Source organism: Clostridium sp. C2-6-12, assembly GCF_009928485.1.
In the GTDB taxonomy this organism is placed as follows: domain Bacteria; phylum Bacillota; class Clostridia; order Clostridiales; family Clostridiaceae; genus Clostridium.
Genome location: NZ_JAABNP010000004.1, coordinates 262,100 through 283,895, shown reverse-complemented (window position 1 = coordinate 283,895; position 21,796 = coordinate 262,100). Strand labels below are relative to the sequence as shown.

The 21,796-nt window shown below is 29.4% G+C and carries 20 protein-coding genes; 17 read left to right on the top strand and 3 right to left on the bottom strand.

Annotated features, from left to right (window positions below; all coding sequences use genetic code 11):
* Nucleotides 1-263, top strand: a 263-nt coding sequence (locus GXK56_RS05590; protein WP_202127829.1) for a transposase, incomplete at its 5' end; no start/stop codon positions are given.
* Nucleotides 264-581: 318 nt separating this feature from the next.
* On the opposite strand, the gene GXK56_RS05585 is transcribed toward GXK56_RS05590, so the two are convergent.
* Both GXK56_RS05585 and GXK56_RS05580 read right to left on the bottom strand, forming a co-directional pair.
* Nucleotides 582-2,675: a glutamine synthetase III gene (locus GXK56_RS05585; RefSeq protein WP_160686018.1), complete on the bottom strand. Its 2,094-nt coding sequence runs from the start codon at nt 2,673-2,675 to the stop codon at nt 582-584.
* An 849-nt stretch (nt 2,676-3,524) separates the two neighbouring features.
* Complete coding sequence (locus GXK56_RS05580; RefSeq protein ID WP_160686016.1) at nt 3,525-4,016, bottom strand: GNAT family N-acetyltransferase; 492 nt, start codon at nt 4,014-4,016, stop codon at nt 3,525-3,527.
* A 329-nt stretch (nt 4,017-4,345) separates the two neighbouring features.
* Between GXK56_RS05580 and GXK56_RS05575 the strand changes: the two genes are divergently transcribed.
* Entirely contained in the window at nt 4,346-5,176 is an 831-nt protein-coding gene (locus tag GXK56_RS05575) for a YitT family protein (RefSeq protein WP_160686014.1), read from the top strand.
* Between the two features lie 42 nt (nt 5,177-5,218).
* Entirely contained in the window at nt 5,219-5,791 is a 573-nt protein-coding gene (locus tag GXK56_RS05570; protein WP_160686012.1) for a PTS glucose transporter subunit IIA, read from the top strand.
* A gap of 271 nt (nt 5,792-6,062) precedes the next feature.
* On the opposite strand, the gene GXK56_RS05565 is transcribed toward GXK56_RS05570, so the two are convergent.
* Complete coding sequence (locus GXK56_RS05565; RefSeq protein WP_160686010.1) at nt 6,063-6,689, bottom strand: methyltransferase; 627 nt, start codon at nt 6,687-6,689, stop codon at nt 6,063-6,065.
* Nucleotides 6,690-6,912: 223 nt separating this feature from the next.
* Between GXK56_RS05565 and GXK56_RS05560 the strand changes: the two genes are divergently transcribed.
* From GXK56_RS05560 to GXK56_RS05500, 14 genes are all read left to right on the top strand, one after another.
* The gene (locus GXK56_RS05560) at nt 6,913-7,332 is read left to right on the top strand and encodes a DUF3237 family protein (protein WP_160686008.1); all 420 of its coding nucleotides are present in this window, start codon (nt 6,913-6,915) and stop codon (nt 7,330-7,332) included.
* Nucleotides 7,333-7,523: 191 nt separating this feature from the next.
* Nucleotides 7,524-7,862 carry a multidrug efflux SMR transporter gene (locus GXK56_RS05555; RefSeq protein WP_160686006.1) on the top strand — a complete coding sequence of 113 codons (339 nt, stop codon included), beginning with the start codon at nt 7,524-7,526 and terminating at the stop codon, nt 7,860-7,862.
* Between the two features lie 3 nt (nt 7,863-7,865).
* The gene (locus GXK56_RS05550) at nt 7,866-8,180 is read left to right on the top strand and encodes a multidrug efflux SMR transporter (RefSeq protein WP_160686004.1); all 315 of its coding nucleotides are present in this window, start codon (nt 7,866-7,868) and stop codon (nt 8,178-8,180) included.
* A 186-nt stretch (nt 8,181-8,366) separates the two neighbouring features.
* Nucleotides 8,367-8,954: a hypothetical protein gene (locus GXK56_RS28710; RefSeq protein WP_347707940.1), complete on the top strand. Its 588-nt coding sequence runs from the start codon at nt 8,367-8,369 to the stop codon at nt 8,952-8,954.
* A complete protein-coding gene (locus GXK56_RS05545; RefSeq protein ID WP_347707939.1) occupies nt 8,894-10,429 on the top strand; it encodes a methyl-accepting chemotaxis protein in 1,536 nt (511 codons plus the stop codon). Before GXK56_RS28710 ends, GXK56_RS05545 begins: the two co-directional genes overlap by 61 nt.
* A gap of 437 nt (nt 10,430-10,866) precedes the next feature.
* The gene (locus GXK56_RS05540) at nt 10,867-12,486 is read left to right on the top strand and encodes a prolyl oligopeptidase family serine peptidase (RefSeq protein WP_160686002.1); all 1,620 of its coding nucleotides are present in this window, start codon (nt 10,867-10,869) and stop codon (nt 12,484-12,486) included.
* Between the two features lie 240 nt (nt 12,487-12,726).
* Nucleotides 12,727-14,145, top strand: coding sequence for a glycoside hydrolase family 1 protein (locus GXK56_RS05535; protein WP_160686000.1), 1,419 nt, complete (start codon nt 12,727-12,729; stop codon nt 14,143-14,145).
* A gap of 207 nt (nt 14,146-14,352) precedes the next feature.
* Complete coding sequence (locus GXK56_RS05530; protein WP_160685998.1) at nt 14,353-15,099, top strand: SDR family oxidoreductase; 747 nt, start codon at nt 14,353-14,355, stop codon at nt 15,097-15,099.
* Between the two features lie 78 nt (nt 15,100-15,177).
* The gene (locus tag GXK56_RS05525; RefSeq protein ID WP_160685996.1) at nt 15,178-16,104 is read left to right on the top strand and encodes a TIGR01777 family oxidoreductase; all 927 of its coding nucleotides are present in this window, start codon (nt 15,178-15,180) and stop codon (nt 16,102-16,104) included.
* A gap of 233 nt (nt 16,105-16,337) precedes the next feature.
* A complete protein-coding gene (locus tag GXK56_RS05520; RefSeq protein ID WP_160685994.1) occupies nt 16,338-17,033 on the top strand; it encodes a hypothetical protein in 696 nt (231 codons plus the stop codon).
* Nucleotides 17,034-17,180: 147 nt separating this feature from the next.
* Nucleotides 17,181-18,431, top strand: a complete 1,251-nt coding sequence (locus tag GXK56_RS05515; RefSeq protein WP_243156022.1) for a HAMP domain-containing sensor histidine kinase — start codon at nt 17,181-17,183, stop codon at nt 18,429-18,431.
* The gene (locus GXK56_RS05510) at nt 18,409-19,095 is read left to right on the top strand and encodes a response regulator transcription factor (protein ID WP_160685955.1); all 687 of its coding nucleotides are present in this window, start codon (nt 18,409-18,411) and stop codon (nt 19,093-19,095) included. The genes GXK56_RS05515 and GXK56_RS05510 overlap by 23 nt, the downstream gene beginning before the upstream one ends.
* A 185-nt stretch (nt 19,096-19,280) precedes the next feature.
* The gene (locus GXK56_RS05505) at nt 19,281-20,657 is read left to right on the top strand and encodes an MATE family efflux transporter (RefSeq protein ID WP_160685953.1); all 1,377 of its coding nucleotides are present in this window, start codon (nt 19,281-19,283) and stop codon (nt 20,655-20,657) included.
* A 99-nt stretch (nt 20,658-20,756) separates the two neighbouring features.
* Nucleotides 20,757-21,509: a TSUP family transporter gene (locus GXK56_RS05500; RefSeq protein ID WP_160685951.1), complete on the top strand. Its 753-nt coding sequence runs from the start codon at nt 20,757-20,759 to the stop codon at nt 21,507-21,509.
* The last annotated feature ends 287 nt before the right edge of the window (nt 21,510-21,796 follow it).

Sequence of the window (21,796 nt, the reverse complement as noted above, 5' to 3'; positions counted from 1 at the left end):
ATAATTTAAGTACATTCTTTGCATTCCCAGATAATATACGAAGAATAATATATACTACTAATGTTATAGAAAGCTTAAATAGCCAATTTAGAAAAGTAACTAAAACCAAACTAATATTTCCTAATGATGATAGCCTACTAAAGATGCTCTATTTAGCCGTTGAACGCGTAGCTAAAAAATGGAACAGAAATTATCCTGATTGGGATTTGGTTATTAATCAGCTTAATATTGTATTTAGTGATATTCTATATAAAATATCATAAGAAAAAGAACTTTAAATTAGAAAATTTCTAAAATTAAAGTTCCTTTAAAAATTATTTTGCCTAAGTATATTATTGCCACTAATTGGAGATAATATACTTAAGAGTAAAATAAATTAATTTCTATAAATATACATTATTAGACAAAATTAAATTATTTTAATTATTAAAGTTATTCATTATTTCTAAGAAGAAAATCAGAATACACAAAAATATTTACAGGCTCAATGTATTTCTTAAATAATTATAATAAAAATAATCATAGCTGCTGATTAGAATTAATCAGCAGCTATGATTTATTATATACGTATATTCAGCATACTAGATGTTGAATAAAATATCTCCGTAAGTTGGAATTGGCCAGAATTCTTCATCAACTATAGTTTCAAGTTTATCAGCATCTTCTCTTAGAGTATTCATTTGTTCAAATACTTCGTATCTGTACATCATACCTAAGTCAAATATATCTCCTTCAAAGTTATCAGCTTTTTCAACTGCTTTTTCAAGAAGTGCTATATTCTTATTTAATGAAGCTGTTAATGCTGAAACTTCAGTTAATAATTCACCTTGAACTGAAATGTCTGCATTTATACCAGTAGCCTTTATAGCATTGATTGAGTTAGCAAGGCTAGTAGTGAACTTAATTACAGCTGGTAAGATTTGACGTTTAGCCATTTCAAGTGTAGTTAAAGCTTCTATATTGATAATTTTGTTGTAATTTTCAAGAGTAATTTCATAACGAGATTCTGCTTCTACTTTACTTAAAACACCATGTTTTTCTAAAACAGCTTGGTTCTTAGGGTTAATCATAGCTTTAGCAGCTTCTACAGTAGACTTAATATTTGGAAGTCCTCTTCTTTCAGCTTCAACAACCCATTCGTCTGAGTATCCATTACCGTTAAAGATAACTCTCTTATGGTTTTTAACAATTTCAGTTAATATTGCTTGGATTTCAGCATCTAAATCAGAAGCCTTTTCAAGTCTGTCTGCAATTTCAGATAAAGTTTCAGCAACAATTGTATTTAATACGAAGTTACATCCAGCGATTGAAGCAGAAGATGGAACCATTCTAAATTCAAATTTGTTTCCAGTGAATGCAAATGGAGAAGTTCTGTTTCTATCAGTTGCATCTTTTGGAAGAGCTGGTAATGTATTTACTCCAATAGTTAATTCACTTGAAGATTTAGAACTTGTAGCTGGTCCTTTTTCGATTTGTTCTAATACATCTTCTAATTGATCTCCTAGGAATATAGAGATTATAGCTGGAGGAGCTTCGTTAGCACCTAATCTATGATCATTTCCAGCATTAGCAGCTGATACTCTTAATAAATCTGGATATTCATCAACAGCTTTTATTACTGCACAAAGGAATAAAAGGAATTGTTTATTTTCGTGTGGAGATTTTCCTGGTTCAAGAAGGTTCATTCCATCATCAGTACCCATTGACCAGTTGTTGTGTTTACCTGATCCGTTTACTCCAGCAAATGGTTTTTCATGAAGTAGGCAGTATAAGTCGTGCTTTACAGCAACTTTCTTCATTATTTCCATTGTAAGTTGGTTGTGGTCAGTTGAAATATTTGTTGTGCTGAATATAGGAGCTAATTCATGTTGAGCAGGAGCAACCTCGTTATGCTTAGTCTTAGCTAAGATTCCAAGCTTCCAAAGTTCTTCATCTAACTCTTTCATGAAATCAGAAATTCTTTGTTTTAATGTTCCGAAGTAATGATCTTCAAGTTCTTGTCCTTTTGAAGGTTTAGCTCCGAATAATGTTCTTCCAGTTAACATAATATCTTTACGAGCATTATATGCATTTTTGTCTATTAAGAAATATTCTTGTTCAGGTCCTACAGTTGTAATAACTTTTTTAGTAGTAGTATTACCTAATGCTCTTAAAACACGCATAGCTTGCTTATCTAAAGCTTCCATTGAACGTAATAATGGAGTCTTCTTATCTAAAGCTTCTCCGTTATAAGAACAGAATGCAGTAGGTATGCATAAAGAACCATCTTTAATAAATGCTGGTGAAGTACAATCCCATGCAGTATATCCTCTAGCTTCGAAAGTAGCTCTAAGTCCACCATTTGGGAATGAAGATGCATCTGGTTCACCTTTGATTAATTCTTTTCCTGAGAATTCTAAAATTACTTTTCCATCAGAAGTTGGATTGATAAATGAATCATGCTTTTCAGCTGTGATTCCAGTCATTGGTTGGAACCAGTGAGTGAAGTGAGTAGCCCCTTTTTCAACAGCCCAATCTTTCATTGCAGATGCAACAACATCAGCAACTTCTAATTCAAGAGCAGTTCCTCTTTCAATTGTCTTTTTTAATGCTTTGTAAGTAGCCTTTGGAAGACGTTCCTTCATTACAGCATCGCTAAATACATTAGAAGCAAAAATTTCATTGATTTTGTTCATTAATAAGATCCCCTTTCAAATTATAAACATTATTTAAATATTGATATTTACTAAATTAAAAAATTAACAAATTTAAAAGAATTTTAGAATATAATTGCCAAATTGTCAATAAAAATATTGAAGAAAAGAATATGGAAATTTGTTATTTTACACATATTTGGAATAAAATACATATTTAAAAAAATACGAAGCCAAAGAAACATTTGATAAATTTTCTTTAGCTCCGTTGCTAAAATTTTTATTTAATTTATATTCACCTAATACACATAGGATAACATTCATTAAAACTGCCGTAGTCTTAAAATCAATATATGTAAATTATACTATATTCTTAATAATTCTTCAATACTGAAATTAGATTTTTTTCGGGAAGAAGCAAGTAAAATACGCACCTATATAAAGAGCAGCTATGCTGCAATACGGAACTTTTCACCTATATAAAGAGCAGCTATACACTTCTGAAAAGAGTGGCTATGAGACAATGCTGGTTTTCTCTGAAGCTAGAATCTTCACTGAAAACCAGTGGCTTTTCTTTTTCAACTCATAACTGATTGAATCGCTGAAATTATTCACAAGTTCCAATTTATGAATATAATCAATTGGAACTTATATATTTAAATTTTTTGTATAATAAATTTAAAACTGCACACAATAATATTGAAAGAGGTGATTCTCATGGATAAAGATTTTTATAATGATGTTTTAGGGTTAGTCCGAAAATGATTTTAAAGTCCCATAGACCACTTATCTTTCTGAAAAAATAAAGCTAGGGTTCAAATTCCTAGCTTTATTTTTTGCTTTATTCAGTAAATATTTACTTTGATAATTAAATCCCTTACTCGTATTTAATTATACGCTCAGGCTATAATTTTCAATATCTCTATATTCTCCAAATTTTACTCCAACTTCTTTAATAGTTCCGCAAAATTCAAAATCAAATTTTTTATGTAATTTTCTGCTAGCATCATTTCCTGCTGTAATAACAGATACTACTGTGTGTGTTATTGCATCTTTCTTTGCTTCTTTTAAAATAAAATCCATAAGGGCAGAGGCTATTCCTTTTTTTCTATAATCTACTCCAATATATATTGATAATTCTACAGTACTTTTAAATGCTTCCTTTTCCCTATAAGAAGACAAGCTGGCATATCCTGCAACACAGTTGTCTATTTCAGCTACAAATAGGGGATGGTTTTCTACATTATGCTTATAAAACCATTCTGTCCATTCAGTTAGTGTTTTTGGTTTTAAATCCAAAGTAGCTACGCCATTTTCTACTTCATAATTGTATATTTCTAAAAGTTGGTTTAAATCCTTTGTTTCAGCTTTTCTTATTATCATATCAAATACATCCTTTTTAGCTTTTTGTTTAATATTAGGTTAGAGATATTGTAATTTAAAATACTTAATATAGAATTGGTATTGGTACTTATCCTTATATTATACTGTAATTTATATTTGTTATAAATATACTTTAAATAACTATGAATATTCAAGAGTAAAAATTAATTAAAGTATGCAAATAAAGATAATATAGTGACAATAAAAGATATTGAAACAAGTTATAAATTAGGTTATTATTTGATTAAAGTAGAAAAGAAATTAAACATATAAGGATAAATTATTAAATGGTATAAAAATATATTAAAAGGGTAAATGGAGGGGGCTTTTTGAAAAAGAAGTTATTAATTTTATTTAGTTTAGTTATTGGAGCAATGATTAGTGCAATTTCGTTTGCTTGTGTAATTATTCCTAATAACCTTATGGGAGGAGGAATAGGAGGACTTGCGCAATTAGTAAGCAAAATTACAGGTATAAATATGCAGCTTTTACTTGCAGGTATGTTTTTACCAATAGCTGTTTGGGCCTTTTTTAGATATGGAATAAAACAGATTATTACAGCATTCATAAGTTTTATTCTATTTACAGTATTTATGGGGATAATTCCTAATATAATTCCTGCATTAAAAACAGATCCTATTTTAGCTGCAATTGTTTCAGGAATTTTGTTTGGTTTATCTGGAGGAATTGTATTAAGGCTAGGTGTTTCTAATGGACCAGAAGCGCTTATTGGAATGCACTTAAAGGAAAAATTTAATCTCCAAATGGGTGTGTTTATGACAATTTTTAATTCAATGATAATATTGTCATCTTTAATAAGTGCAGATATTACAGTTGCACTTTACTCAGCAATTTCAATTTATATTGCAGGGAAGGTTACAGATTTTATTATTCTGGGATTTGGACGTTATTATGAAATGAATATTATAACTAAGGAATATATAAAAGTTGCTAGTTTTATTCAAATGAAAATAAAAAGAGGAGTAACTTATATTCAATGTGTTGGAGCTTATGATTTAAATAATAAGATGATGGTTAAAACCTTAGTAAAAAGTGACGAGATAATAAAGATAAAGAATTACATAAAAACAATTGATTTGGAATGCTTCATTTACATAAATGAAAGCTCAGAAGTTATTGGGAATGGTTTTAGAGAATAGGTTTTGATAAATGCAAATTAATTAACTCTAGATGGAGGTTTTATGAAAAAATTATTTACTGCTTTAAAGAATATATGTAAGTCTTCAATTGATGAGGAAGTGAGCCTTGAAAGAGAAACTGGGAAAACTAAAACAAATGTTGCAGTTCATAAAAGTGGCAAACAAGTTTTATATAGTCCTATAGAAGGCGAAATTATTGATTTAAGCAAGGTGCCTGAAGGTTCCTTTTCTGGGAAGGTACTAGGAGATGGGTTTGCAGTCATTCCCGCAGGAAATAAAGTGTATTCTCCAGCAGATGGGGAAGTAATTGTATTGTTTCCAACCAAGCATGCACTAGTATTATTAACAGATGAAGGTCTAGAGGTTCTAGTTCATATAGGTATAAATACTTCGAGTTTAAAAGGAGAAGGCTTTTCAGTTCATGTAAAAAAAGGTGACAAAGTAAAGGCTGGAGATTTGCTTATATCTTTTGATAATGAAATTATTATTAAAAGTGGAAAAAGCTTAATTTCACCTATTATAATTACTAATATGAATTCTGTAAAAGGGCTTTCTATTGATTTTGGGAATAAGAAGGTTCTAGAAAAGGTGGCTGAAATTAAGACTATAATTTAATAAATGATATGCTAATTGCTAATTAAGAAATGTAGTTTTTTAATTAGCAATTTTTTGTATGTAGTCTTCCTTTTAACAAGACATATAACTGGATATTTAGGCAAAGGATATTTTTTAGTATTTAATTTTAATAAAAACAAAGAGTTTGAATAGAGAATAAATATATAAGAGAAAGAGATCTTTCAAGTATATGTTTAGGTTGTGATTGTCATAAATTTAAAAGAGTTAATTTGCTAAGAATATAACCGTTAGCAAGTTAACTCTTTAACATTTAGTAGGTAGTATTATTTCCATAGTCCAATCTATATACTAAGAAAGTTTGACGTTGGTCTTTATCATATAAGGAAGGTAACCTTATTTCATCAAAAAACTGAAAAGGTGTATTGTTTTCTAAAAAATAAATATAATCATCTGATGGATAATATAAAATAATATCCACAGGTCTTTCATATTTTTCCACAGAAATTGTAATGTTTTTTACTACTTTTGTGAATATTTGTATAGAAAATGGATTGAAAAAGTAAAATTTATTATTTGATGGATTTATATTATATTCTTCTGCAAAACAATTTGAAAAATAAATGTTATGTATTATCTTTTTATGTTTTTTTATATAAGCTTTTTTATTTTCAAGAGCTTCTTTATAGAAAAATGAATTCATTTCTATACCTGTAACAGTAGATTTGAAAAAGTAGTTCATATAAAAGTTTAATCTTCCCTTGCCACAACCAAAATCCACTAAGCTATCTGTTTCAGTAAGTGTATAATTTTTTGATAATACTTCTAAAGCCGAATAAGAAGTAGGTTCATATCTATTGTAGTGAATTGATTCATTAAAAATTTTTTGTTCACCTGAGGTTTTTATATTTAATAATTTTTCATAATATTGCTCGTTCATTGATAGTATCCTTTTGATTTAAAATGTATTATTAATAAAATAATCGTTCTAAATTATATAATCATAATGAGGTTTGGACAAGTGATATGGTTACATTCACCAATTATTTTTAGATAAAACATTACTAAGGTTTACAAAAGTTGTATAATAATTAGTTGTAGATACTTTATAGCTTTGCTAATTTTAGAATCTACTAATTTATTTCATTAATGGGGTGGACAAGTTGGAATTTGAAGAAGTATTAACCGTACATGTAAAAATAGAAAAAACTATTGAGATGAAAAGTGATAATGTAGATGATGTTGTAATGATTATGTTTAATGGAAATGCTGATGGGAAGTATTTTAAAGGTGAGGTGCTTCCAGGAGGAATTGATACTCAAGTAATTGGAAAATTTGGCGATAGGCATACTTTATCAGCAAGGTATATACTTGAGGGGAAGGATTATACAGGAGAATGCTGTAAAATCTTCGTAGAGAATAATGGTAACTTCAATAAAGAATATAAAGACATTTTATTTAGAACTTATCCTAAAATCATAACAGATAGTAAAGCATTGGAATTTCTGAACAATGATATATTAGTTGGTGAAGGAATTGGTACAGAGTCTGGAGTAGATATAAAAATATATAGAGCATTATAGGAGATAATTATTAGGGTAAACTTTTATGAGTTTACTCTGTTTTTATTTTGATTTGATTAGTGAGTTTTTTTCTTTCATAATATAAAAATTCCTATTGACTATCATGTAACATTATACTTTATTATAAGAAATATAAAGTTATACTTCAATGAGAAGTAGGAAAGACAAATACACTAAAGGAGAAAAAATTAATGAATAAAAATTGGATATTTATAATTCTAGCAGGAATTATTGAAGTACTTTGGGCAATAGGATTGAAATATTCTAATGGGCTTATAGCTTGGATTGTAGTTGGTACACTTATCATCGTATCTTTTTTCTTGTTGTCTCAAGCTACAAAAGAAGTACCAGTTGCTACGGTTTATGCTGTTTTTACTGGAATAGGGACAGCAGGTACAGTTTTAGTCGGAATGGCTTATTTTAATGAAGCTTTTAGCTGGAGTAAAATATTTTTCCTTATTATACTTTTGACAGGTATATTAGGTTTAAAGCTTGTTACATCAGAATCAGGTGAGAAGGGAGAAAATTAAAATATGGGGTGGATATTTCTTATTTTAGCTGGTTGCTTTGAAGTAATTGGCGTTGATAGTATGAATAGGGTAGTAAAATATAAAAATATAAATTCTTATGTCAGATTATTTGCTGGCTTTGCATTGAGTTTTACTTTTTTATCATTAGCTATGAAGACTCTTCCAATGGGAATTTCATATGCTGTTTGGACAGGTATTGGAACTGTAGGTGGGACACTTGTTGGAATGTTATTTTACGGTGAATCGAAAGATTTTAAGCGGATTTTATTTATAGGTATGATTTTAACTGGAGTAATAGGCTTGAAATTAACAGCTTAAATTAAGAATAATATTAATTGCTAATTACGAAATTTAGGTTTCTTAGTTAGCAATTTTTTTTAGTAAGAAATATGTCGACGAAATAAACATATAACTACATAAAAAATATAAGAAGTATGTATTATACAAAAGGAAAATCATTATAGGTGTCGAATATAATTATTTAGAAAAAGGGAGGGGATTTTTATGAAGAAGGGTATTGGTGGAATAAAGGGAAGAATTTTATTATCTACAGTCTTAGTTGTCTTGATAACTGTACTAAGTATTAGTAGTATTGCAATTTATCAAGTAAATAAAAAGAATTATGACGATTATTTACGTAATTCAAAAGAACAAATGAGTACGATTTCTCAGGCAATTAATATTTTCTATGATCAAATAGATAAAAATCTTAATATGATAGCAACAAATCCTGTAGTAATGAGTGCAGATGACAGCATAACGTCGTATAAAAATACAACAACAGAAACTCAAATGAAACCTTCTGCTAATGGAGACCTTGAAAAAGCCATATACAAAGTGTTTGAGCAATATGGAAATAGCCATGAAGGAACAAATTATGTATATCTCGGAACTAAAGATGGAAGATATATACAATGGACTGAAACTACTACTTTTGCGGGCTATGATCCTGTAATAAGACCTTGGTACGTTGAGGCTCAGAAAAAAATGGGAATATTATTAGAACAGAGCCATATACTTTCAAATCAGAAATGCTTACAAGCAATGCTCGTATTCTTAAAGATAAAGATGGAAATGTTATTGGTGCAGTAGGACTTGATGTTAAGCAATCTAAAATCAGTGAGATGCTAAATAATATGAAGCTTGGTGAAACAGGATATTCAATGATTATACACAGTACAGGTGCAATAATGGCAGATGGAAAAAATCCGGATAATAACTTTAAAAAAGTACAAGAAGTTGGTATAGATGGATTAGATAAACTTTTAAAAGACCAAACACAACCCTTTGAGGTTGTGGTTAAGGGTGAAAAATATCTTGTAAATCCATATAAAGTTGAAGGAACTGATTGGATTTTAGCATCGTTTATTACCCAAAAAGAATTATCATCTGGTGCAAGAGAAATAATGAACGTTGTAATTATTTCAGCAGTAATCATATTAGTATTAGTAAGTATTTTAGTTAATTTTATTTCTAGTAGCATAACAAAACCTATTGTAGCAGTTACCGGCAGAGTAAAAGATTTTGCGAATTTAGATTTTTCAGCTGATAAGCAGCTAAGTGAAAAATACTTAAACAGAAAAGATGAAACAGGTGATATGATAAGGTGTCTTAAAATTATGAGAGAAAATGTGGCAGACTTTATTAAAAAAGCAGCAGATACAACGGAACATATTGCTGCTTCATCGGAAGAATTGACAGCTACTTCTCAGCAAGCTGCTAATGCATCAGAGGACGTTGCAAAAACTATTGTAGAAATTGCAAAAGGGGCCTCAGAACAAGCTACAGACACAGAAATAGTAGCCAATAATATAGAAGAATTAGGTACTCTGTTGGAGCAAGATTTAAATTACACCAAAGAACTTAATGGTGCAGCAGTTCAAATTGAAAAACAAAAAGAAGAAGGTTTTTTAATTTTAAAAGAACTTATTACTAAAACACAAGCAAATAGTAATGCCTCAAATAATGTTTTCAATATAATAATGAGTAATAATGAAAGTGCAGAAAAAATCGAAAGCGCTAGTACTATGATTCAAAGCATTGCAGAGCAAACTAATCTTTTAGCCTTAAATGCTGCAATAGAGGCAGCAAGAGCAGGTGAGGCAGGTAAAGGTTTTGCAGTTGTAGCAGAAGAAATAAGAAAACTTGCAGAACAATCGAATAATTTCACAAATGACATTAAAATAATAATAAATGAGTTAAAAGCAAAATCGCAAAGTGCAGTTGATTTGATGCAGGAATCAAAACATGTGCTTGACGAACAAGCAGGTAGTGTTAAAGCAACAGAAGGAAAATTTGAAGGAATAGCAACAGCAATCGATATTATAAAAGGCATAATTGAGAAACTAAATAATTCTACAAGTTTAATGGCTCAAAATAAAGATAAGATTATTGAATTAACACAAAATTTAGCAGCTATTTCTGAAGAAAATGCTGCAGGAACAGAAGAAACAGCGGCATCTATGGAAGAACAAGCTGCAACTATTCAGGAAATTGCAAGTGCTGGTGAAAAATTAGCTACAATTGCAGAAGAATTAACAGCATCTATAGAGAAATTCAAAGTTTAGTTTTTCAAAGGTATATTTTAGTTTTCTATGATAGTATGATAATCACATGGCTTTACAAACTAAAATCCATATAGGCAACTTGGGAAAGTATGTTATTGTGGTGGTTAATCAAATTTCAATAATAAAGATAGAATAAAGGAATGAAGAGAAGAATTTATTTCTCAAGTTCCTTTATTCTTTTTTCTATTAATAGATATATATTAATAGTTTTTATAAAAATTTTTCATTGCAATCCATTAATTGGTATGGTAAAGTAAAGGTATACATAAATATATGGATTGTTACTGATTCGATCAGGCGAGACCAAAATAGCGTTACTTAAGGTGCGTTTATTTTTGGTCTTTTTTTAATGTAGAAAAAAGCTCATAATTGTTATTTATATAAAATTAAAGAAAAGTGCTTTTATTATTAGCACTAGAAATGGGAGGTTTATAATAATGAAAAAAAGAACTTTAACAACATTAATTTTAACAGCTGCTATGGTATTTTCATTTGGTACAAGTGGACTTGCAGCTGATGGGGTTGCAGCAGCTGCAAATCCATCATACAGAACAGTGGCAGAGGTGGAAGATTGGGGAGCATCAATTACTAAAGTAATTGTAAATTTAGGGGAAGGTAAAAAAGTAGACAAAGGGTCTGTTTCAACAGATACCTTTAAGGTGCATGTAGTAAAGTATCAAAAAGATGGTAAAACCTTAGTAAATATACCTGATAAGACTGATGTAACTAGGCAAAACAAGATTCCACTTCAAGGTGGAGATCGTACTATAACAAAAGTTTATGTTTCTGATAAAGATGGAAATCCAGTAGATAGTTCAAATTTTGTAACCCTTGAATTAAAAATTGGACCAGGGGATGACTTAGGTTCAGTAATATATTCTTCAGGAAACTTTACAAGTGAATGGGCAGTTTCTAAATACACTATTACACAACAAAAAGATATAAAAACAAGTAATGGAGTAGTTTCAGGAATTAATGTAACTAACTCTACAGGAGAAGTAAAAAAAGTTGTTGATGATTTTAAAAAGGGAACATTCAAAAATGCTGAAGATAATGTTGCTTTAAATTTTGTAGACTATTCACCAGCACAAGATAACAAGAAAAATCCATTAATTATATGGCTTCATGGCATGGGTGAAGGTGGAACAGACCCTACTATTCCTATAGCTGGTAATAAAGCTTGTAATTTTGCATCTAAAGAAATTCAAGATTATTTTGGAGGTGCATATGTGTTAGCGCCTCAAGCACCAACATTTTGGATGGAGGGAACAAAAAGCGGCTCATTTGGAGATGGAACTTCGAAATATGAAAAGGCATTAATGGGATTAATCAAAGATTATGTTTCTAAGCATAGTGACATTGATACAAATAAAATATACATTGGTGGAGATTCTAATGGTGGATATATGACCATGGTAATGGTTAGAGATTATGGTAGTTACTTTGCAGCTGCTATGCCTACTTGTGAAGCCTTAAAGGATTCTTTAATCACTGATGAACAAATAAATAAAATGAAAAATACTCCAATTTGGTTTACAGCAGCAAAAAGTGATTTTGTAGTACCTGTTGATCAATACACTAAAGCAACCTATGATAGATTAGTTAAGGCAGGAGCTAAAAATGTTCAAATGTCTTTATTTGATAAAGTCCTTGATAAAACTGATTTATATAAAAATAAAGATGGATCACCATATGAATATTTTGGACATTTCTCATGGATATATGTATACAATAATGACTGTGTAGCTAACATTAATGGAAAAGCTACAACAATGATGGAGTGGCTTGCAGCTCAATCTCTAAATGGAAGTGTTTCTGACGGCTGGGCAAAAAATTCTGATGGAACTTGGAAATATGTCAAAGCTGATGGAAGCAAGGCTACTGGGTGGTTTAAAGATGGAGACAAATGGTATTGCTTTAATTCTGATGGAGTAATGCAAACTGGTTGGATTCAAGACAATGGAAGTTGGTATTATTGCAATGAATCAGGGGAAATGTTAGCTAATACAACTGTTGGAGAATATGAGTTGGGCAATGATGGAAGATATATAAATTAGATAAATTTTGGTGGCAGTCACTATAATTGTGGCTGCTATTACCATAAAAAACAAGGTGTATTATAAAAAAACAAATTTCTAATAATAAGTATATGTTACTAAATCCTTTAAACATAACAAATGTTTAATTAATTGTGATATATTAAAAATAGAGAATTAAATATTTTTAACAACATAAGCTCATAATCAATTTTTATAGATTTTACAAATAAAATTAACATGAAAATGGAGGTTTTTTATATGTTTCATAAAAAGTTAAAAGGTTTTCCAAAGGAATTTTTATGGGGAGCTTCAACATCTGCTTATCAAGTTGAAGGAGCAAACTTAATTGACGGTAAAGGTCCATCTTGTCAAGACGTTAAAAAAGTACCAGAAGGAACTTCAGAATTAGATGTTTGTGCTGATCAATATCATCGTTATAAAGAAGACGTTGCTTTAATGGCTGAAATGGGCTTTAAGGTTTATCGTTTCTCTATTTCATGGTCAAGATTAATTCCAGAAGGAACAGGAGAAGTAAATCCAAAAGGAATAGAGTATTACAATAATTTAATTGATGAATGTTTGAAATACAACATTATTCCTTTAGTTACAATGTTCCATTTTGATATGCCTGCAGCCTTAGATAAACGTGGTGGATGGTCTAAGAGAGAATCTATTGACTGGTTCGTTAACTTTGCAAAGGTTATGTATGAAAACTTCGGTGATAGAGTTAAGTATTGGTTAACTATAAATGAACAAAATGTATTAACTTTAATGGGTGATGTTATTGGAACTACAATGATACCAGAAGGTTGCACTAATATAAGAAAAGAATTGTATCAACAAAATCACCATATGTTAGTTGCTCAAGCAAAAGCTATGGCATTATGTCATGAAATGATTCCAGATGCTAAAATAGGTCCAGCACCTAATATAGCTTTAGTTTATCCAGCAAGCTGTAAACCAGAAGATAATTTAGCAGCTCAAAATTTAAATGCTATTCGTAACTGGCTATACTTAGATATGGCTGTGTATGGAAAATACAATAATTTAGTATGGTCATTTTTAGAAGAAATTGATGCTGTTCCAGAAATTCAAGATGGAGATATGGAAATTCTTGCTTCAGGAAAACCAGATTTTATTGGATTTAATTATTATAGTACAGCTACAGTTGAAGGCTATAATATGGAAGGCGAGGGCTCTGGTAAAAAAGATCAACAAAGTGGTATGGATGAACCTGGTGTATGCAAAGGCTTTAAAAATCCTAACTTACAAACTACACAATTTGGTTGGGAAATAGATCCAGAAGGCTTTAGAGCTACTGCAAGAGAAATCTATTCAAGATATAGATTACCTTTAATCGTAACTGAAAATGGTTTAGGAGCCTATGATAAATTAGAAGAAGATGGTTCAATTCACGATCCATATCGTATTGAATACTTAAGAAAGCATATAGAACAACTTCGTTTAGCTATTACAGATGGAGTAGATATGATGGGATACTGCCCATGGTCTGCAATTGATTTAGTTTCAACTCATGAAGGCGTTGTTAAGCGTTATGGATTTATATATGTAGACAGAGATGAATTTGATATGAAGACTTTAGATCGTTATAAAAAAGATTCATTCTATTGGTATAAAAAGGTTATTGCATCAAATGGTGAAGATTTAAGTGAATAATAAAAAATAGATTATAACCACTAATCAGTTTAAATTTGATTAGTGGTTTTTTGACTAAATATGAAAATTTGTTGTATTGTTAATATAATAAATTAATCAAATTTTCTATTAAATTTATTCAAAGAACTAGGATAAAAGATAAAAATGAAAAGAGAGGGGGAACATAAGCTTATACTTAATTTATAAAGATAAGTTTATCAAAAGCATATGAAACGTGGAATTTTAGTAACAGGCGGTGCTCATGGGATTGGAAAACAAACCTGTATAGATTTTTTAGAAGCAGGTGATATGGTTTGTTTTATTGATTTTAACAAAGAATTAGGTGAAGAATTTTCTAAGAAATATGAAAATTTATATTTCTATTATGGAGATGTTTCTAAGCCAGATAATTTAAAGGGCTTTGTTGAATTTGCAAAAGAAAAATTAGAGAGAATAGATATACTTGTTAATAATGCCTGCAAAGGAAATAAAGGAATTTTATCAGATTTAGATTATGAGGGATTTGATTATGTATTAGCAGTAGGGTTAAAGGCTCCTTATGAACTTAGTCGTTTATGCAAAGAAGAACTAATAAAAAATAAGGGAAGAATTATAAACATTGCCTCCTCAAGAGCCTTTCAATCAGAGCCTGATAGTGAAGCTTATGCAAGTACAAAGGGTGGAATTGTAGCACTAACTCATGCTTTAGCTATGTCTTTAGCCCCTGATGTGTTAGTGAATTGTATAGCACCGGGATGGATTAATGTTGATGAAAGCGAAGATTTTAGTAAAGAGGATATTGCAGCATTGCCAGCTGGTAAAGTTGGGACTCCTAAAGATATATCTAGCATGATTATGTTCCTTTGCCAGCATGATTTTATTACAGGAGAAACTTTTGTAATAGATGGTGGTATGAGTAAAAGAATGATTTACCATAATGATTGGAATTGGAAATATAGTATTCCTAAAGAGTAGCAGTATTATGTAAACAAAAATTTCTCGTAGTATTATATTTCTAAATATATAGAAAATAATTTGAAATGAGGGGAAACTATGAAAAAAATCTTAATCTTTGGTGGTACTGGTTTTATAGGGACTCAATTAACTAAGAAACTTAAAAGTGAGGGAAATTATTTAATTTTAGCTACTCGAAATAAAAATGCTAAAAATATAAACTTAAATATAATAGATGAGATTGTTGAATATAGAGAAGGTGAGTATTCTGCTTTAAAGGAAATTAAAGCAATAGATGTTATTATAAATCTGGCAGGAGAAAGCATTATAGGCTTAAGATGGACTAAACAGAAGAAAAAAAGAATCTTAGAAAGTAGATTAAAGGTTATAAAAGTTATTGAAGCTTTTGTAAAAGAGAGGGATAGTAAAATACCACTTTTGATACAGGCTTCTGCTGCAGGCTTTTATGGTTATAGTGATGATGATAAGGTTGTTAATGAAGATGCTCCTTCTGGAGAAGGTTTTTTAGCAGATACCTGTAAAGTTTTGGAGATGGAAGCTTTGAGGCTTAATGGACATTTTAATAGAATAGCCATAGTTAGGTTTGGAATAGCCCTTGGAAATGGAGGGTTTGTTAGACAAATCTTAAGAGGTTTCAAATTTAAAGTAGGTGTTTCTATTGGCAACGGATCAAACTGGTTTAGCTGGATTCATGTACATGATGTAGTTAAAGGGATAAGTTTTATAATAGAAAAGGAAGAATTAGAAGGAATTATAAATTTTGTAGCTAAAGAAAGTATAAGATTTGCTGAATTTACTAAAGCACTGGCAAGAATAAAAAATACTTTAATAATTATAAATATACCCTATTTTATATACAAGCCAGTCATAGGAGAGATGGCAGATATGCTTACAAAGGGAATTAGCATTGAGCCTAAGAAGCTTATAGACAGTGGTTATGAGTATGAATTTGTAAATATGGAAGAGGCACTTCTTGATATTTTCAAAAATAATAATGGTATTTAGTAATTAGAGTATAAATTGTGGATCATTAAATATGAAAAGAGTTAAGATATTTTAGAGTATAATACTTAAAAGAGATAATTATATTATATGGATATTGTTATATAATATTTTAAAATTGTTTATAAAATTTTTAAAATTGCTTTAAAGGATTTTTAAAATTGGCTTTTATAATGTACCTATAACAAGCAAGGACACACATTAAAGTATCCTTGAAAATATAGGAGGCGTTATAAATGAATAAAATTAAAGTATTATACGATGTATTCAAGACTATGAAGGAAAAAGAAGTATTTAAAGGAAATATAAAATTTGAAGCTACAAAGGGAGAGGAAAAAGTATTAGCTTTTTCTAATGAATTCGAAACTAATACAAAAAGTGGAGAAACAAAAGCTAATATAAATTTAGATTTAGATACTGAAGGTAAAAAAGTAAAACATGAAAGTAATTCAGAATTCAATATAAAGGATTGTCCACATCATGGATTCCATAGAGGAATGCATATGCATAATCATAATCATAATCATGGTATGAATATGCACGGGATGTGTGGTCACGGTGGAATAAAGAGACATCTTTCAAAAGCTACATTTATATTAAATTTATTAAATAATTTAGAAGTTGAAGAAAAGAATGAAAAAGCTATCATATCTTTAGAACTGAAAGAAGTATTTAAAGAATTAAAGGATATGCATAAAGAATGTCATAAAGGAATGGATGAACAAAAGATAATGGAGCATATAAAACAAATGAAGGAAGGTAATGATAGCGGTTTTCATAAACATCATAAATTTATAAAAGAATTGTTATGTACTGAAGATAGTAATCCGATATTAAAAATATATGCAAATAAAAACAATGAAGTTGAAAAAGTTGTAATTTCATCTGAAGGTGAAAATACTGTAAATGGATCATTAGATTTAGTTTGGTAATAAGTAGGGGCTGTCATACGTGGCAGCCTCTATTTCTAAAATAATATAAAGATAAAGGATAATTCCCTTGAAGGGAGTTGTAAATAGACTTATAATTTTAGAAAAGCCAGCGGTTTTTAATCATTAATTGTTAACTGAGAAAGTGTGGTGGCCAAGATTAGAAGATTTAGAGGAAGAATCCATTCAGATTTCAATAATAAATTTAAAAAAGAGCATGAGGAGTATTTTGAGAAACTCAATGAATTAAATAAAATGCGTAATGAATTAGTTTATGAACATCGAAAATTGTATCATGAATCTCATTCAAAACAATTTAATGAATTTAATAGAATACATAGATATCTAAGATGGATGAGGCCAGCAGGACTTTTGATAAGCATTGTATTGATTTTTGGCATATTTAAGTTCGTTAATGTGGAAGCAATTACTATATTTTTTGGAGCTGCCTTTATTATTCATCAGATTTTTCAAATATATATCACCATAAAAATGGAAAAAAGAATTATGAAGCCCATTGAAAAATTAAAAGATGGTGTTGAGCAGATAGCTAGAGGTAATTATGATGTAAAGATTGATAATGATATATATAATGAAATTGGACTTTTAATTTATGATTTTAATAAAATGGCTGAAAGCTTAAAGAATTCTGAAAAGATGAAACTTGAGTATGAAGAAAATAGAAAAGCACTTATAGCAAATATATCTCATGATTTGAAGACACCTATTACTTCAATTAACGGGTATATTGAGGCCTTAGTAGATGGTGTTGTTACTTCACCAGATAAGGTAAATAATTACCTGAATATAATTCATAATAATACTATTTATATAAATAATCTTATTGATGATTTGTTTTTATTTTCAAAGTTAGATATGCAGAAATTAGATTTTAATTTCGAAATAGTTAAAATAAGACCATTTATGAGGGACCTAATGGAAGAATTTAATTTTATTCTTAAAGAGAAGAATATTAAATTTAAATTTGAAGATAAGTTGCTTGAAGAATTAGAGGTCAATATAGATGGAAAAAGAATATATCAAGTAATTAGAAATGTTATTGGTAATGCCATTAAATATGGAAGGCAAGAAAATGCAATAATTGAAGTGGAATTAAGTAATAATAATGAAGCTATTAAAATAGAAATTAAAGATAATGGTCCTGGAATTCCAGAAGACAAACTTTCAAACATATTTAATAGATTTTACAGAATAGATACAGAACGTACAAAAGATTTTATGAGCACAGGTTTAGGACTTGCAATTGCAAAGGAAATGGCAGAGGCTCATGGTGGGAAAATTTATGCTACAAGTATAATGGAAAAGGGAAGTACGTTTACTATAGAACTCCCAACAAACAATAAAGAGGAGGAAGCAAATGAAACAAATATTAATTATTGAAGATGATATAAACATTGCAGAATTAGAAAAAGAATATCTTCAGCTAAATGGATATAAAGTTGAGATAGTTCAAGATGGAAATGAAGGCTTAAAAAGGGCTCTTATGGGGATATTTGACCTTGTTATTGTGGATTTAATGCTTCCGGGTAAAGATGGATATTCAATAGTAGAAGAGATTAGAAAAAAATTTGAAATACCTGTAATAATTGTGTCAGCGAGAAGTGAGGATATAGATAAGATAAAAGGCTTGGGATTTGGAGCTGATGATTATTTAACTAAACCCTTCAGTCCAGCAGAGCTAGTAGCTAGAATAAAATCTCATATAATCAGATATGAAAGATTATCTGGAAATAAAACTCAAGTTAGCATTATTAGTCATAAAGCCCTAGAGATAATGACAGATTCTCACAAGGTTTATGTAAATGGAAAAGAAGTTATTCTAACTACAAAAGAATATGAGCTTTTAGTGTTTTTAGCTGCTAACCCTAATATTGTTTTTACTAAGGACCAATTGTTTAACAGAATATGGGGAGAGGATTATTTTGGAGATACAGCAACGGTAGCTGTTCATATTCAAAAGTTAAGGAAAAAAATTGAGAAGGATCCTGGAAATCCTGATTATATAGAAACTCTTTGGGGAACAGGATATAGGTTTAATTCATAACATTATAATAGAAAACAAAGGTGTAAAATTAAAATTTTATTCAAATATATTTTCCTCTTTTATATTATTTTAAAATTGTTTATGAAATTTTTAAAATTGCTTTAAGAGATTTTTAAAGTTGGATTTTATAATGAATTCATAACAGTAAGGAAAAGTATTAAATAATACATGGAGGTATTTATATTATGGAAAATTTTAATGAAAATTCAGATCAATTTTATTTAGAAAAGGCATCAATACCTAAGGCGATAATGCATCTTTCAGTTCCTATGATGCTCGGAATGTCTGTTAGTGTAATTTATAATATAATAAATGCATTTTTTATAGGGTTAACTCATGATACTACAATGTTATCAGCTATAACTTTTGGTCTTCCTGTAATGACTTTATTAATTGCCCTTGGCAGCATTTGGGGAGTAGGTGGGGGAACTTATATATCGAGATTATTAGGTGCAAAAGAAATAGAAAAAATTAAGAAGGTATCAGCTTTTGTTTTATATGGTAGCATGCTATTTGGCGCTATAGTGGCCGCTTTATGTATCATTTTTATTAATCCAATTACAAATATTCTTGGAGCAGATCCAGAAGCATTCCAAGCTACGAAAAATTACATATTGTTTCTCTTTATTGGAGCGCCATTTCTTGTCGCGAATTTTACTTTAGAGCAAATAGTCAGAGGTGAAGGTGCAGCAAAAGAATCTATGTATGGAATGCTTATAGGTACAGTTGCCAATTTAATATTTGATGTACTTTTAATTTTAGTTTTAAATCTAAATGTCATAGGGGCTGCATTGTCTCTTTTAATTTCAAATTTATGTTCATTAATATATTACGTATGGCATTTACAAAGAAATAGTGAAAATATAGATTTATCGGTTAAATATTTTTCATGGGATAAAAAAATTATAAAAGAAGTATTTAGCATTGGGATATCTGATTTTTTAATGACAAGCTTTTTAATTGTATCTTCTCTTCTACTAAATAATTATGCAGTACATTACGGAGATGATGTGATTGCAGCTTTTGGAGTATCTCTTCGTATAGTTCAATTACCTGAATTTCTATGCATGGGATTATTTATAGGTATTTTACCGTTACTTGGATACTCCTATGGAGCTAAAAATAAAAAGCGTCTAGGAAGTGCTATGAAGCAAACTGCAATAGCAATTGGGATAATTGTATTTATTTTTTCATCCTTAGTATATATATTTAGGAGTGATGTATTAAAATTATTTACTTCAAATGAAAGCTTAATAGGAATAGGTATTTATATTTTAAGTGTAATGCTTATATCAACTATATTTAATGGATTTACAGGACTTATAACTAGTTATTTTCAAGCAACTGGTAAAGCTAAGGAAGCTATAATTATGTCTATATCTCAAGGAACATTGTTTATTCCAACAATTATTATAGCTAATTCAGTGCTTGGACTTCATGGTATAATTTTCTCAATGCCTATTGCTGAATTTTTAACATTTTTATTGGGAATTTTATTGTATTTCTATAAAAGAAATATAGATAGACATATTGAAATGGAAGGTATAAGCATTTCAGAATAAATTTCTTAAAGAAAATTATATAAACAAACATATAAATTTGCTTAAATACCAAATAGCTGATAATATCAATTCATATATAATTTGATATGGAGGCTTGAAATGATTGAATATCTTATAGTATGTCCACTAGTTTTTCTCGCAGGTTTTATAGATGCAATAGCAGGAGGTGGAGGTCTTATATCACTTCCTGCATACATACTTGCAGGAATTCCAGTTCATTTTGCAATTGCAACTAATAAAATGAGTTCCAGCATGGGAACAGTTATATCTACATATCGTTTTGCAAGAAAAGGATACATAAAGTTAAAATTGGCAGTTTGCAGTGTAATAGCTGCATTGATAGGTTCACCTTTTGGTGCAATGCTTTCTTTAAAAATTAATGATTCGTACTTAAAAATCTTAATGCCCATAATTCTACCTGTCACTGCATTTTACGTATTGCGTAAGCGTGACTTTGATGAAAAGGAATATGTAGAAAATTCAATAGATATTAAAACTTATATAAAGTGTACATTAATTGCATTTTTTATTGGAGCTTACGATGGTTTTTATGGACCAGGTACTGGAACCTTTTTAATATTATTATTGACTGGAATTGCTAACTTAAGTTTGACAACTGCAGCAGGAACAACAAAAGCTATAAATCTATCTTCAAATATAGCTAGTTTAGTCACATTTATTATAAATGGAAAAGTGGTTTTTGTTTTAGGTATAGTGGCAGGTTTATTTAGCATAGCAGGGAACTATTTTGGTGCTGGTTATTTTACTAAAAGTGGAGCGAAAATAGCTCGACCTGTAATTATAACTGTACTTTCAATTTTTTTGATTAAAATATTAGTTGAAATGCTATAACAAAGAAAATTAAATATTTATTATATAAAAAGATATTACATGATGGTAAGTAATATCTTTTTATTTTGCACAAAAACCTAAGTAATCTAAGAAATTTGTATTAATTTAAAAGAAAAAACTTTCATGTTTTTTATGTAATATTATTTATAAAAACATATATCCCTAATAGAAAGAAAAATAATTTCGAAGGGATATGCACCTCTAAAAAGAGCAGCTATGCACTTCTTAAAAGAGTGGCTATGCCACAATTCGGAACTTTTCTGCAATACGGAACTTTTTTAGTAGAT